Source organism: Microbacterium sp. NPDC055599, from assembly GCF_053618975.1.
Genome location: NZ_JBSHIM010000010.1, coordinates 1 through 13,236 on the forward strand (window position 1 = coordinate 1; position 13,236 = coordinate 13,236).

A 13,236-nucleotide genomic window follows, 5' to 3' on the forward strand; every position below is an offset into this window, starting at 1 on the left:
CGGGAAAAGACCGGGAAACAAATGGGGGGGGGGGGGGTCATCCGGGGATGGGGGGAGGAGGGGGGTTTTTACGGAGCCCTGTCCCCCCTTCCCCCCCGCTGCGGCTCGAGGTCGACTGGGCGGAGGGGGCGGACGCCCTCGGTCCCGGCGAGGTGCTGGTGGGCACGCACCTCGCGGCGAACCTGGGCCTCGGCCCGGTCGAGCGGGCGCCCACCGTGAGCATCGACGGGGAGACGTTCGTGGTGGCCGGGGTCGTGTCGTCGTCGCCACGGCGCACGGATCTGCTGGGCAAGGCGATGATCCTCGCGGCGGCCGACGCGGCACCCCCCGTCGGCTCGGTGTCGGGCTACCTCGTGACGCGCGCGGGTGCTGCCGGCCAGGTCGCGGCGGAGGCCCCGGTGGCGTTGGATGCGTTCCGGCCGGAGCGCTTCGACGTGTCGCAGCCGCCGGCGCCGAGTGCGACCCGCGAGAAGGTGGAGGCCAGCGTCGGCATGAGTCTGGCGGTGCTCACGGCCGTGGCACTGGTCGGCGGCGTGCTGTCGATCGTGCTGGCGACGGTGAGCTCGGTCGCGGAGCGGCGCGCGGAGATCGGACTGCGGCGAGCGCTGGGGGCCAGACGGCTGCACGTGAGTGCGATGCTGGTGGCGGAGTCGATGCTGCTCGGCGTGCTCGGCGGGCTGGTGGGGGTGGTCCTGGGGATGTCGGCGATCCTGGCCGTCACGCTGGCGCGGCAGTGGACGCCGGTGTTCGACGTGCGACTCGCGCTCCTCGCCTTGGGCGGCGGTGTCGCGATCGCCTGTCTGGGCGCGATCGCCGGGGCCGTGCGAGCCGGGGCGGTCCTTCCGAACGCGGCCCTGCGCTCGTGAGCGTGTGCCCGAGTCCGCGACGCTCTCAGTGTTGCGTTCGCGGGTGCGTCGCCCGCTGCATCACCCGCGCGCGCATCGAAGGCGGCGATCACCGCGATCATGTCCTGTCCGCCCAGCCCCGCCCGATTGGCCTCGTCGAACAGGTCGCGGCTCGCGTGGATGAGGGGGTGCGCGGTCCCGGCGGCGATGAAGCCCACGGTGCGTGTGTCCATCCCCGCCTCCTCTCAGGTCAGCCGGTCGGCGCAGTGGACCATTTGTTGCGTTCCGCATGAAGAGTTCGCGCTGGCTAACGGCCCTTCACATAGTGGCCGAGCCGCCCTTCACGAACCAGGAAGAAGCCGAACGCCGTTCCCGTAAGCGTGCCCACGGAGAAGGAAAGCGCGATCTCCGCGGATCGGAGCGCCAGGCTGGGCAGCTCAGTGGGCGCGGTGATCGTCGCCGTAAGGAATCCCGCCATCCATGCCGCCGCGACAGCGGGCAGCGACCAGGCCACGCTCTCGATGAGGTGCTGAAGGTAGAGAGTTCCACGGCTCGCGCCAGCGTGCAGATTGGATGCGATCTCTACGCGACGGAACCAGACGGCCATGGCCGACAAGACGAAGCCGACCAGCGCTGCAAGGTAAGGCGCGTACCGGGTGATCCGAGACTCGTACTCGGTGGACCCAGCGAACGTGAGACCGTACTTCGTGTTCAGCTGAGAGACGATGGGTTGCTCGCTGGCCGCGGCGCCAGCTGCCGCAGGCGTGACGGAGGTGAGAAGCAGCTGTCGGAGGTCAGACCGTTGCGGCCAGGACAGCACCCAGCACTCGTCGAATGCCCCGTCGCTTGCGCTGGTCGGCGACAGCACCGCCCAGCCGAAGCCCGCGCGGCGACCGTCCGGCGGGTACGGGTAGGTGCCGCGGACAGGCGTGGGAGCGCCCGCCGTCAGAGGCAGAGCAGTCGACCCGAGATTCGAGGCGACATCCGTGCTGACATAGACTCCAGAGCCGCCGTCCTCCGCTCCAAGTACCCGTGCGAACGCAGGGGTCGTCGTATACAGGTCGAGCGGCTCGCCAGGTAGGGTTCCGGCTGTCACCTTGCCTTCCGGGCGCATCGCGCCGGCGGCGAGAACGTTCGGGGTGTCGGCGAGCGCATCGCAGGATGCTCCGTTGATACGTCCGGGGAGCGCCAGAGTCATCACGGCCGCGCCGGAGCCGCGATACTCGATCGCGTCGTCCACCGTCCGCGAGATGGTGAGGACGTCGGAGAGAACGGCGACGGTCAGGGCCAGAGTTGAGATAAAGAACAGCGCCCCGAGGCGGGACGTGCCTGAGGTGAGGTTGCGGATGATCTCCCGAAGCAGCGCGTGTGCTCTCATTCGGCGAAGGCCCTCGGCGAGTACTGGGCGAGGTCAAGGTTGATGTCGCAGGCATCCCGCGTCTCCTCATCGTGTGTTGCGACGATGACGATGGTGCGGGAGGACGCGACGTTCGAGAGGACAGCGTTTACGACATGGGCGGTTGCGCGATCCAGCTGCGCGGTCGGTTCATCGACGAGGAGAAGGTCCGGTGAGGAGGCGGCCGCCCGCGCCAGCATCAGTCGTTGCGCCTCGCCACCCGAGAGGTGGCGAAACTGTCTGTCGCGGACATCGTGCAAGTTGAATCGCCCGAGGAGCTCGAGGGCGCTCTCATCCGCCTCATCGGCGCGCATGCCGGAAGCGATGAACGGGAACGCGACGTGGTCGATCGCGGTTCGTTTCGCCACGCCGTAGGGGTTCTGGAAGACCCAACTGGTCGAGTCCACGCCGTCCATGCTCACGTGGCCGGCCGCTGGCGCGGTCCACCCCGCGAGGATCGCCATCAGCGTGCTCTTCCCCGACCCGGATGCACCGGTCAGCGCGTAGATGTGCCCCGGCGTGAACGTGTACGACAGCCCCCGGAACAGCCACGCATCACGCGAGTACGCGTGTCCCAGGTCCGACACCTCTACCCGCATGTCGGCCGTTTGCCGGGTTGCGCATCGACCGAGGCGGGCGATTCGTCTGCCGAGAAGACGACGAAGGAGTTGCCGAATTCCGACCCGACCACCGTGACGACCAACGGATCGTTGTCGACGAACACGCAGGAGGAGCCCGTGGAATCCGTCATGACAGCAGTTGCGGGGATGGCCGCGACCTGAACAGGTGTCTGCAGAACCACCGTGCCTTTGAGGGTCAGCGACGTTGCCTCCGGGGATGCGCTTGCCGCTTCCCGGAAAGCATCGGTGTTGCGGACGGCGTCGCTGGTCACCTCGGGCGGCAGTTCGCCCGCATCGCCCAGCGCTACCGGCTCCGGGAGGAGATCCAGATACCGTGCGCCGGGAAGCCGGCCTTCGGGGAGCGACACCGCAGAGATGACGACCCCGGAGTCGACCGTGGCGAGTGAGCCGCCCGGCGCCACGGAGCCACTCAACTGCGCGTCGCATTTCTCCACCGTCACGGCGGGAGAGGGGAGCCAGACGACGAGGTCTCGTGTCAGAGCCCCGTCGAGCTCGACGCCGACGGTCTTCGCGAGCGTGGTCAGCGTTCTCATCTCGTCGCGCGAGAGTGCGGAGTCGACGTTGGCAGGTTGCCCCAGACGAACGAGTTCCTCTTCGAGCGCCCGCACGTCCTGTCCTTTGTCTCCGGGAACGAGATCCCGCCACAGGGGTACAGAGGTCGAGAGGCTGAGCAGGTTGACGCCATCGACCGCCACAGACGACGTTGCCGAGCTCAAGGTCGTCCCCCGGGTACACGCCCACGACGTCACGGTTCCGGGGCGGTTCACCGCGATACTCATCGGCGGCAAGATCTCCGCCGTGAGTTCGACGCTTCGCGGATCATCGAACTCCTGCATCGTCACGGCGATGGTGGAGAGTTCGTCCTCACCCTTCAATGTGCCCGGGGTGTTCGCGGTCAGAAGCGAATAGGCCAGGCCGATGCCGAGCGCCGCGCCCACGACGAGCGTGCACCCGACGATCGTCAAGCTCGAGGAGACGGAACCTCTCATTTGTTGAAGGAGAAGTCCGCGTTGCACGCTTCGAAGATCGCGAAGCCGTGTTCATCGGTGAAGGGGAACGCCAGGTTCGGGGCGTCCTCGAGGTACTGCTCCTCCGTGTAGGACGCGGGAACAGCCTTGTTGCGGATCAGGCACTCGGTGAGCAGCTGGGTCGCGGGAACGTTCTCCGGGTTGGACGTCTGGGAACGATAGAGGTACCCGACCCAGGCCTCGCCGCTTTCCTCTTCACACCCGCCCATTCTCTGATTGGCGATCTCGCCATCCATGCCACCGGCGTTCACCTCGTAGCTCCCGTTGGCCTTGTACTCCGTCAGGGAGATGCCGTTGTCGTCGAGGCACGTCTCAAGCTTTTTCAGTACCTGCGACCATTCCTGGTCCGTGATCTGCTCATCCTCGAGGATCGCCCTCACGTCGTCTGTGTTGCTCTTCTTCCACGCCTCTTGGTACTCGGCGGCGAAGCTTCCTTGAAAAACCGGCATCCCTGCGGCGCTGTCCGCCTCGGTTGAACTCGATGAGTCGGGTGCCTCTCCCGCCCCGCACCCTGTCATGAGCGCCATCAGCACGCTCGCCGTCATCACGAGCCGAAGCGAGCGGGACTTCATTCTCATCACATACCTCTTTACTGGGCGCCGGTCGTGGTTTCGGCTCTGAGGTGGCCGCCGAACGGCCCCCGCACTACATCGCAGTCGCGAGGAGTCTCACGCGACGACCTGACTGTTCAGATCGGACCGACGTGGATGTCGTCGGTCCGATCCTTGTGAGTTCGGCGAACACGACACGGTCGTGGCGGTGGGCTGAGAGACCGTGGCGGGCTGCGTCAGCTCAGTACGTGAACCAGTACGCCTCGTTGCCGGACGCGGTTCCGGGCTGCCATGCGCGGGCCCAGATTCCGCCGTTCTGGTCTGAAGACCGAACGATGGAACCCGTGCTGTTCTTCACGCTCGACCGATGCTTCTTGGAGGCGTGGTAGTAGCTGCTGTCGTTGCCACGGTTCGACCCGTTCAGGTTCTCGTGCACGCCGTACCAGTGCTTGCCTCCGCCCGCAGCCGCTCCTTCCACCTTGGAGCTTGCGGCCCAGCCGTAGCCCAGGTCGTGGGCGCTCGCGGACACAGTTCCTCCGGCCACGATGCCAACTGCCAGCAGACCTGCCAGTAAGGATGCAGTGCGCTTCTTCATCGAGACAATCCAATCTGTCATCACACACGGATGGCGATTTACCCCCCGGTCAGAGAACGGTCCCGCACGGCCACGCCGAATTCTCGCGTGGGTCAGCTTCCCGCCTCGTGTGTTGACTCTCCCAGGATTGGTGTCTCCCGCGGTCGGCGTCGCTGGCCCCTTCTTGGGTGCTTCGACGAGTTCCTTACCAACCTTGTTGCACACCGGATCCATGTCGGTGGCGCGCCCGACAAGACACGATGAGCTCGCATGAACGTCGAAAGAGCCGGTCAAGAACAATGCCTGACCGGCTCTCTCACTCGCTGTGGGGGGGTTCAGGAAATCCGCGATCCCAGTCGGGAGTAGGGCTCGCAGAAGGGGGTTTTCAGCGCTTTCCACGCTAAGCACCTCCGTTTTCCACGACACCCCGGAAACCGTTGAGTTTCCGCGGATCTGAACTTGCCTGCACGCGCCCGGAAAGGGCACGCTTCCGCCTGCGAGGAAGACCCTCGGATCGGTGGCTTCCTGCTTCATCCGGGACTGCTTCAGCGAGCTGAAGTCTTGTGTCTCGTCCACAGGCGTAGACCGCGGGCCCCGCGGCAAGGATGTTGGTCGCGGCATTGAAGTCGCGGTCCAGGGTGACGCCACAGGGGCACTGCCAGGTGCGGACGTTCAGTGGCTTCTTGCCACCGTTCATCCCGCAGATCGAGCAGACCTGTGTCGAGGCGTAGAACCGCGGTGCCTTGACGAGGGTGACGCCCTTGCGGGTGCATGCCTCCTCAAGGAACCGGAGGAACTGGCCCCAGCCGGCATCGTTGATGCTTTTGGCCATGTTCGTGCGTGCCATGCCGGCGATGTTCAGTGTCTCGATGACGACCGTTTGGTTCTCACGGCTGAGCTTCGAGGCGAGCTGACGGGCATGGTTCTCACGAAGGTTCGCTACGCGACGATGTGCACGAGCTCGCACCCGCTTCGCCTTCACGTAGTTGTTACTCCCGGGAGTCTTCCGGGAGAGGTTCTTGTCCGCACGTCGAAGACCGTCTTCGGCCTGGCGGTAGTGACGTGGGTTAGCGATCTTCTCGCGGGTGCCGTCGGAGTAGGTGATGGCGGCGTAGTCGTTCAGGCCGACGTCAATGCCGGCTGCGCGAGGTCCGCGGGTCGGCTGCTTCGGGCGTTCGACCGGAACGCGGACGATGAACGACACCCAGAACTTGCCGTCGGGGTCTTCGCGCACGGTCACAGCACTGGAGTAACCGGGCAGGGGACGATGCCAGTTGACGGCGATGTCCTGGCTGATGTTCGCAAGGTGGAGGCGACCGCCACCCCGCCCGGTGTTCTGCCATCCGCCACGGATCGCGAAGGCATTCTCGGAGAACCGGGCGGACTTGCGTGCGGTGCGGCGTGACTTGAACTTGGGGTATCCGACTCTTCGCCCCTTGATCTTGCTGGCTGCGGAGTCGAAGAAGCGCTGGTAGGCGTCCGCGGCGTCGTGAACGGCGGCGGTGAGCGCGGTGTGCGACACCTCTGCGAGCCACGCGGTGTCGGGGTTCCGCCGGGCTTCGGTGACGAGCGTCTTCGCCGCGTCGTAGCCGGACGGGTGCTTGCCGCCGGTGGCGTGCTGCTCGCGGGCGAGGGCGATGTACGAGTTGTATACGAAGCGGCACGATCCGAACACGCGCCGAAGGCTGTCCATCGCCTCAGGTTCCGGATGGATCTGGTAGCTGTAGCGGCGGACCTCGACAGGACCGTCGTGCTCAGCGCGCTTTCTGGCGCGCGCGTCCGCCCGCATCCGGGTCCCCGCCAAACGGCATGGGGCGCACGCGCAGTCCCAGTAGCCATAGCCGCGGCGGGTGCCGTGATCCTCGTCCGGCATGACGGCGAGGTCCGGCTTCACTCGCGGCGTGCGCGGACGGGTCTTCGACCGCGCCCGCGCGACCTTGTTGCAGCGCCTGCACCGGCAGTTCCAGAACGTGTAGCCACTGGGTGTCCCGTGCGCGGCGCCAGGCATGCCCTCGGCCAGTCGCTTGGCGCGACGTGCAGCCGCCGCGGCGGTGTTGGCAGCCCGGCAGTCGGCGCACTTCGGACGACAGTGGGCATAGGCACGGGTGGTGCCATGCTCGTAGCCATCGGGCAGTTCAGGGAGGGTCACGCCCTCTTCATGCGCGGTCTCGATGGCCATGGTGACCATGTACGCGGCCGCAGTCACCATCCCGCGAAAGACGAACCCCAGGGTTAGGCGTAGTGAGTGGACATCTTCGCTTCCCCGTCCCAGCGCTTGGCAACCTCGAACGAGGTCGGCATGACATATAGCTCGGCGCCTCTCCGCTTGACCGCGCGGCATACCTTGCGTCCAATCAGCGGCGGGCCTACGCAACCCGGTGGTGGGCTGCTGACGATGACATGGTCGTACGACGGTGAGACTGAGGTGCACGAGGTAACTCGACGTCTGTAGTCTCGTCCGGTCGACGAGCAGCTTCAGCTGAGAAGAACGCTGACGGCCGCTACTTCTTCTTGCGGCGCGGGAGCAGTGGACGCCATTCGACACCGTCGACCGCGCCCTTCGCCCACAATGCCGTGAGGCAGATCGTGGGGGTGTTGTACGAGCTGACGACGAGAGTCTTGTGGTTGCCGTAGCCCAGGGCCCTCTCGGCCCGCCACTGGGCATCGTGGCGTTCCTCGCCATCGTTGAGCACTGCGTCACCGATCCGCCGGCATTCTTCGAGGAACTCGTCCTTCAGGCTCGAAGAGGTGCCTGCGCTATCCAGGACCGAGTCGACGGTGGGAAGCGTGCTCGCGTCGAGCATCACGTCGACGATGGCGTTCTTGAACCCCAGCTCGCGCATCCGCTCACGCAGGTTAGCGACTCCTTCGGTGAAACCCACGGACGCGACGACAGCGACGGGTCGTGCCCGTAGCGCATGCTGCGCGTCTTCTCGGAGCGCTCCCGCACGCTGCTCATCAAGGTTCTGTGTAGGCGCTGCTTCGAGGAGCGATTCGAAGATGCTGATGGCCGAGGCTCCGAGCCCGATGAGGTCGTCGACGAGGATGATGGGTTTGCTGGTCAGGAGCGCGTCCGACATGGACGACAGTGTCAGGCCGAGCTCGGAAGCCGAATCGCCCAGATGGTATGTGTGCACCGAAGACCCGTCCTTCGGCTCTCCCAGCGGCACCACGTGCGCGTCCTTGAACTCTTCATGCGCGTTCACGAATTCCGTCAACGCACTGTTGGCGTCGTCGCGGGAGAGCATCTTCACTCCGCCGGCCACCTTCAACGCCAGCGGAGCGAGATGGTCGGGGAACTGGACCAACCAGTCGCGGATCCGCTGCTCGTTCAGCAGCGACGACGTGTCCTGCTGCGACGGTCCCATGTACCCCTGCAGCTGGGCCATCACGGTCCGGATATCGGAGTGCGTTTCCGCGAGGTCCAGGTATTCGGGCTCTGGACGGAGATCCCGAGGCAGATCGTTGTAGTAACCGGCTGCTTCCAGACGACGACGGATATCGTGCATCTCGTCGCCGCCTAGTTTGGCGTAGGCACGCATTTCCTGGGGCACGCGGACCTTGTAGAGCTTTCGGGCGCTGACTTCGGCAGCGACATGAACCATATCCATGATCCCGCGCGGGGCGAACACGAAACCGACATCTTTGGTGTTGATGTAGGCGTCGGTCAGGCCGCGTGATTCTGCCCGCACCTTCTCGAACTTGAAGACTCGCTTATCTTCGATGAGGAACGCGCGGCTCTGATCTGACTCTGACCCGCGACCGGAACTGGTGGGTGGATCCACCCGGATGTACTTGCGGAGCTCTCCGGGGAGCTCGGTCACATGAGCGGTGCGGTCGAGCTTCTGAGCGATGACGTGCACCTGAGCGACGACTTCTTCGATGAAAGCGTCCCGGTGCGCCGGCTGGTCGGACAGCTCGCGGATAAACGCCTCATTCGCTTGGCGCGCGGACGCGTCGTTCCGATAGGCATCGAACGGCATGGTCTGGGCGAAAGCGAAAGCGCGCGCGAACAGCTGCCGGTGGCGAAGTCGGTCAAGAATCTCAGCCGCGGAATCCAGGTCGTCATCAGTCACCGGCTCGCCGGCGGCGCGGTTCCGCTCGGCGAGGACAGTTCGGTCGAGGTCCAGGAACGCCTCGTCGTTGAGTCGCAGGGGGAGCATCGGCGCCCACTCCGCCAGGAGGGGACCCACGCTCTCGATGACGGACGCAATCATCGCTTCTGCAGAGCGCACCTTGTGGTGGCGGTAGATCTTGTCGAACATGAGGCTTCGGCTGAGGGACACCTCATCTAACGCGCTCGCCCCAGATCGAGCGACGCCCGTGATGACGTGGCCGGTGGGGAGGGTCTTCACGCCGTGGATGTCCTCGGGGAGCTTGTCGGAACTCACGGGAAGCGACCGAATCTTCTGGATCAGCCTCACGACGTCGGTGACGACCGGCACTCCGCACATGGTCGCGTCGCGTGGCATGTAGTCGAGTTTGTCGGCGTCGAAAGGTCCGCTGATGAGCTCGTGGATGAGGGGGAACTGGTCGTCCACCTTCAAGCCGACAATCATCCGGGAGATGTTGTCGAGCTGCGTATCCGGAAACTTCTTCAGGGGTGAGCGTTCATAAGCTTTCGTGAACAGCTCGCGGACGGCGGGGCTACGCATCATGTAGTACGCGGCCATCTCCGACAGTTGCGGTGGAGACGACCTGTTGACCGACTTCTTGAACTCGAGCAGCACCGTGGAGGTCTCGTCGTCATCGACGAGCGCGTTCTCGACGACGTGGGACATCAGACCGTGCCCGATGTCATGGCAGAGTCCTGCCAGGCGAAGAGTGTCCTGCCACTCAGGCGGCAGGACGACGTCGTTGTGGTGTGCGTTGATGGACCCTGCCAGCTGGCCGACCTGGTGGCAGACGCCGAGGCTGTGTTCGAATCGGCTGTGATTCGCGCCGGGGTACACGAAGTGCACGACACCGAGCTGTCTGACCCGCCGCAGACGCTGCAGCAGCGGACTGTCGAGGATCACGACTTCGTGAGGTTCGAGGGCGATGGTGCCCCAGACCGGGTCGTTGAACTCCTTCGGTTGACGGCTGCCGTTCGGCCCGTCGAGCGCGTTGAGATAACCGCGAAGGAGCTGTTCAGTGAACTCGTTGATGCAGCCTTCGTACCTCTCCAGCGCCGTCGCTGGTGTCTCGTCCCCCTGCACGCTGCGGGCTCTAGCTGTATGCCCGGTACTCGCGCATGAACACCTCGGCGAGTTTCATGTACAGCTCGGGTCCGCCGGGGACGCGCGCGAGATAGCCTTCGGCATCGTCTTCGGCGATCTTCAACCGCATCTGTTGATAGGTGGGGTTGTCCAAGCTGATGAGGTCGCGCTGTACGGCCTTGGTGATGCCTTCGCGCACTTCAGGTGCATCTCCGTGCGTGTCGTCCTGTGTCAACCAGAACCTGAGGCGGACGTTGGTCCCTGCGACCGTTCGCTCGAGTTCCTCGAAGGTCTTCACCACGGCGGCGTAGAACTCGGTCTCTCGAATGGACACGACTTTCACCCGGTGTGCGGCGAGACCCGCCAGCAACCCGGTCATGAAGTCGTTCAATGTGATCCGAGCCGGAGCTTCGAGGATCGCAGAAGCCATTCTTACCTCCGCTAGTGCGTCTGTGGTCGGGGACGCTAAACCGTCGTGCCAACGACTGCGAAAGCCCGTTAGCAGGTGGATACTCCACACCATACCCTGCGGCACCCACATTCGCTCCGAAGGTGCGTGCCTGTTGCGATGGCCCGGGTCCGCGCTCGTCGACGTCCGGGGAGGGCGCGCTCCCCGGACTGGCGTCCGCGAGGGCGGATAGCCTGACGCTGTGAACGTTCCCGAGTCTCTCCCGCAAGTGCTGATTTTCATCGCGATGCTCGTGCCGGGTATCAGCTTCGTCACCGTGCGGACGTGGTTCGTGGGTTGGCGAGCTCCGGATCATGGCGCGGGCGCTCGGATCCTGGAGGCGCTGTACGTCAGCGCGATCTTCGTCATCGTTTACGTCGGCCTTGGCCTTGCCGCGTTTGGCCTGGCCAGCGAGGTGACGGGGATGGTGACGCTCGGCTCCTTCGAGAACTGGATCGACGATGGGTGGCGGGACACCCCCGCGTGGTGGATCGGGCTCGTCGTGGTCCTCCTGCTCGTGGTGATCCCGGGTGGTGTGGCGGCCGCCATGAGCTGGGTTCGCGTCGTCAAAGAGCTCGACGTCGGCGGCAACGTCGTTCGGAAGCTGCGTCGCATCAACCGCAACCAGGGGACGCCCCGCGCGTGGGACCTCGCGGGGTACGGCGCCGAGACGCCGCGATTCGTTCGCGTGAAGACGACGACAGGTGTGTATGTCGGCGGATGGTTCGATGAGCAGGGCTACGTCAGCACGTACCCGTTCGAGCGCGATATCTTCGTCGCGCACCAGTGGCGCATGAGCACGCAGGGAGAGTTCCTGGAACCGCTCAGCGATTCGCTCGGAGTGTGGGTGCCCATCACCGATGATTGCCTTGTGGAGTGGATCGATGCACCTGCGCAGAAAGAGGAGAAGTAGCGATGACCGACAAGGGACGCCAGTCCGAGCCGTTCTCCAAGGGCAGTTCCCCCCGCCGTGCGGGTGAAGGAGCCAAGCCAACCAACGGCAGCAAGCCCAGTCCTGCAGTGAAGCCACCGACCAGCGGCCCTTCCGGTGGGGCAGGCGATTCCGGCGCGTCGGACAAGTAGGTCATCGTGGTCAAGGACCATATACCGCCGCGGCGTCCGTCGAAGAGCGATGGTCAGTTCGGGGCGCGGCCTTCAACAGCACGGCCATCGACGAGTTTCGACGGTTGCACACAGACCAGCACTATCCGGGCCTCGGATACGTCAAAAAGCTGTCGATGCGCCATCACACCGAAACGCTGGCGAACTTCCACGCGCGATGACGTCGGGGAACGTTCGGCGACGGGCTTGACGAGACGAATGAGGCGCGGCCTCCCCACCCACCGACGCTCTCGAGTCGCTAGACGCTGAGTTGTGTGCCCGCTTCATAGATATCAAGCTTCACTTCTCGTAGGGCAGCGGGGAAACGACCCAGAACCTCGTTGGCCGTGTCGGCGAGCAGTTCCAGGGCTGCATCACTTTCCGCGCACACCTCTGTGAGGTCCGGAAGGACGTAGTCCGCGGGCGGGAACGTCGCGGTACGTGTGCCATCCGCGAGTGCTCTCCAGAAGCTTTCCGCAGCAACGCCTCCAGCGACGCTCTGAGGACGCCACTGGTGATAGTCCTCGGCACGCCGGGCATCCAGGTCGATCCACCGCGCGTCCTTGCGTAGACGGAGAAGCGCTTCTGCCGACGCTCGAAGCTCCGGAACGTCGGCGGCGTCGATGGAGTCCTTGACGGTCGCGAATGCTTTCTCGCTGAACTGGATCCAGTCGTTGCGGTCGGCTGAGAACGGATGAAAGCCCTTGTTGTTGCTCCAGCGCGCTTCGATCCGAGTCCGGATGTCGTCGTTCAGGAGTCCCATCCGGAGGATGACGTTGGCGAGTCCAGCGGCGGCCGCGAGAGTGTAGTAGCCCTGCATCTCGGCGAGAGCACGAACAGGAAGATGGATCTCTTGGTCGTGTGCTTTCTCCATCCAGCGGCGCGCGTCGAGGCGGAGCGTCAACGCCAACCCCAGCTGCTCGCCGGCTGAGGCGGCGCGGCCGAAGATCTCGACGGCGCGTCCCTCTTGCACTCCATTCAGCGTGGCGTGCAGTTCAGCGATCTGCGCGTTGCTCCCGACCACCTGCCACGCGTCCGCGACCTTGGCAATGTGTTTGTCCGTCTCCGTCACCGAGATCTTCTGGGTACTGAACAGTGTTCTCAGTACGGCCGAGACCTGAGTGCCTCCCCGCGGTTCATGGTTGTCCGTCATCGAATGTCTCCGTGATCTGAATGAAAGCTGCAGCGATGGGCTAGTGGTCGCGCGACTGCGCCTGCCAGCTGAGAAAGCTCCTGGTTCTCGGCACCATTGACCGTGATGGCCGTCGGGTACGTGCGTCGTTCAGGCATCAGGGCTCCTCATTGTGCCATCGCGCGTGCGCGCGACATCGTTCATGAACACTCCCATTTGCATGACGCGTGACCGTGTGGAGCGGGCGCTCTTGTCTCAGATTCTGCACTTTCGGTTAACGATATGCACCGCGGCGTCTACGCCAAGGCGATATCGTGCTGCT

Annotated in this window: 11 protein-coding genes; 2 read left to right on the forward strand and 9 right to left on the reverse strand. The window is 64.9% G+C overall.

Annotated elements, in window-relative coordinates; translation table 11 throughout:
* Positions 1–158: 158 nt before the first annotated feature.
* A complete protein-coding gene (locus ACWGQ1_RS11140) occupies positions 159–866 on the forward strand; it encodes an FtsX-like permease family protein (protein WP_452312970.1) in 708 nt (235 codons plus the stop codon).
* A 286-nt stretch (positions 867–1,152) separates the two neighbouring features.
* Here the strand turns inward: ACWGQ1_RS11140 and ACWGQ1_RS11145 are convergent, their stop codons facing one another.
* The 8 genes from ACWGQ1_RS11145 to ACWGQ1_RS11180 form a co-directional block, all read right to left on the reverse strand.
* Complete coding sequence (locus ACWGQ1_RS11145; RefSeq protein WP_136035618.1) at positions 1,153–2,223, reverse strand: hypothetical protein; 1,071 nt, start codon at positions 2,221–2,223, stop codon at positions 1,153–1,155.
* Entirely contained in the window at positions 2,220–2,840 is a 621-nt protein-coding gene (locus ACWGQ1_RS11150) for an ATP-binding cassette domain-containing protein (protein WP_136033269.1), read from the reverse strand. The genes ACWGQ1_RS11145 and ACWGQ1_RS11150 overlap by 4 nt, the downstream gene beginning before the upstream one ends.
* Positions 2,831–3,847, reverse strand: a complete 1,017-nt coding sequence (locus ACWGQ1_RS11155) for a hypothetical protein (protein WP_136033267.1) — start codon at positions 3,845–3,847, stop codon at positions 2,831–2,833. Before ACWGQ1_RS11155 ends, ACWGQ1_RS11150 begins: the two co-directional genes overlap by 10 nt.
* Before the next feature lie 20 nt (positions 3,848–3,867).
* Complete coding sequence (locus ACWGQ1_RS11160) at positions 3,868–4,488, reverse strand: hypothetical protein (RefSeq protein ID WP_452312971.1); 621 nt, start codon at positions 4,486–4,488, stop codon at positions 3,868–3,870.
* A gap of 214 nt (positions 4,489–4,702) precedes the next feature.
* Positions 4,703–4,990 (reverse strand): lactococcin 972 family bacteriocin, encoded by a 288-nt coding sequence (locus ACWGQ1_RS11165; protein WP_452312972.1) that lies wholly within the window; start codon positions 4,988–4,990, stop codon positions 4,703–4,705.
* Between the two features lie 445 nt (positions 4,991–5,435).
* Entirely contained in the window at positions 5,436–7,214 is a 1,779-nt protein-coding gene (locus ACWGQ1_RS11170; RefSeq protein ID WP_452312973.1) for an RNA-guided endonuclease TnpB family protein, read from the reverse strand.
* Positions 7,215–7,536: 322 nt separating this feature from the next.
* Complete coding sequence (locus ACWGQ1_RS11175; RefSeq protein WP_452312974.1) at positions 7,537–10,233, reverse strand: phosphoribosyltransferase-like protein; 2,697 nt, start codon at positions 10,231–10,233, stop codon at positions 7,537–7,539.
* Positions 10,234–10,243: 10 nt separating this feature from the next.
* Entirely contained in the window at positions 10,244–10,663 is a 420-nt protein-coding gene (locus ACWGQ1_RS11180) for a hypothetical protein (protein ID WP_452312975.1), read from the reverse strand.
* Positions 10,664–10,883: 220 nt separating this feature from the next.
* Here ACWGQ1_RS11180 and ACWGQ1_RS11185 point away from each other — a divergent pair, with 220 nt between their 5' ends.
* Positions 10,884–11,594 (forward strand): DUF6338 family protein, encoded by a 711-nt coding sequence (locus ACWGQ1_RS11185; protein WP_452312976.1) that lies wholly within the window; start codon positions 10,884–10,886, stop codon positions 11,592–11,594.
* Between the two features lie 447 nt (positions 11,595–12,041).
* On the opposite strand, the gene ACWGQ1_RS11190 is transcribed toward ACWGQ1_RS11185, so the two are convergent.
* A complete protein-coding gene (locus ACWGQ1_RS11190; RefSeq protein ID WP_452312977.1) occupies positions 12,042–12,935 on the reverse strand; it encodes a hypothetical protein in 894 nt (297 codons plus the stop codon).
* Between the last annotated feature and the right edge of the window lie 301 nt (positions 12,936–13,236).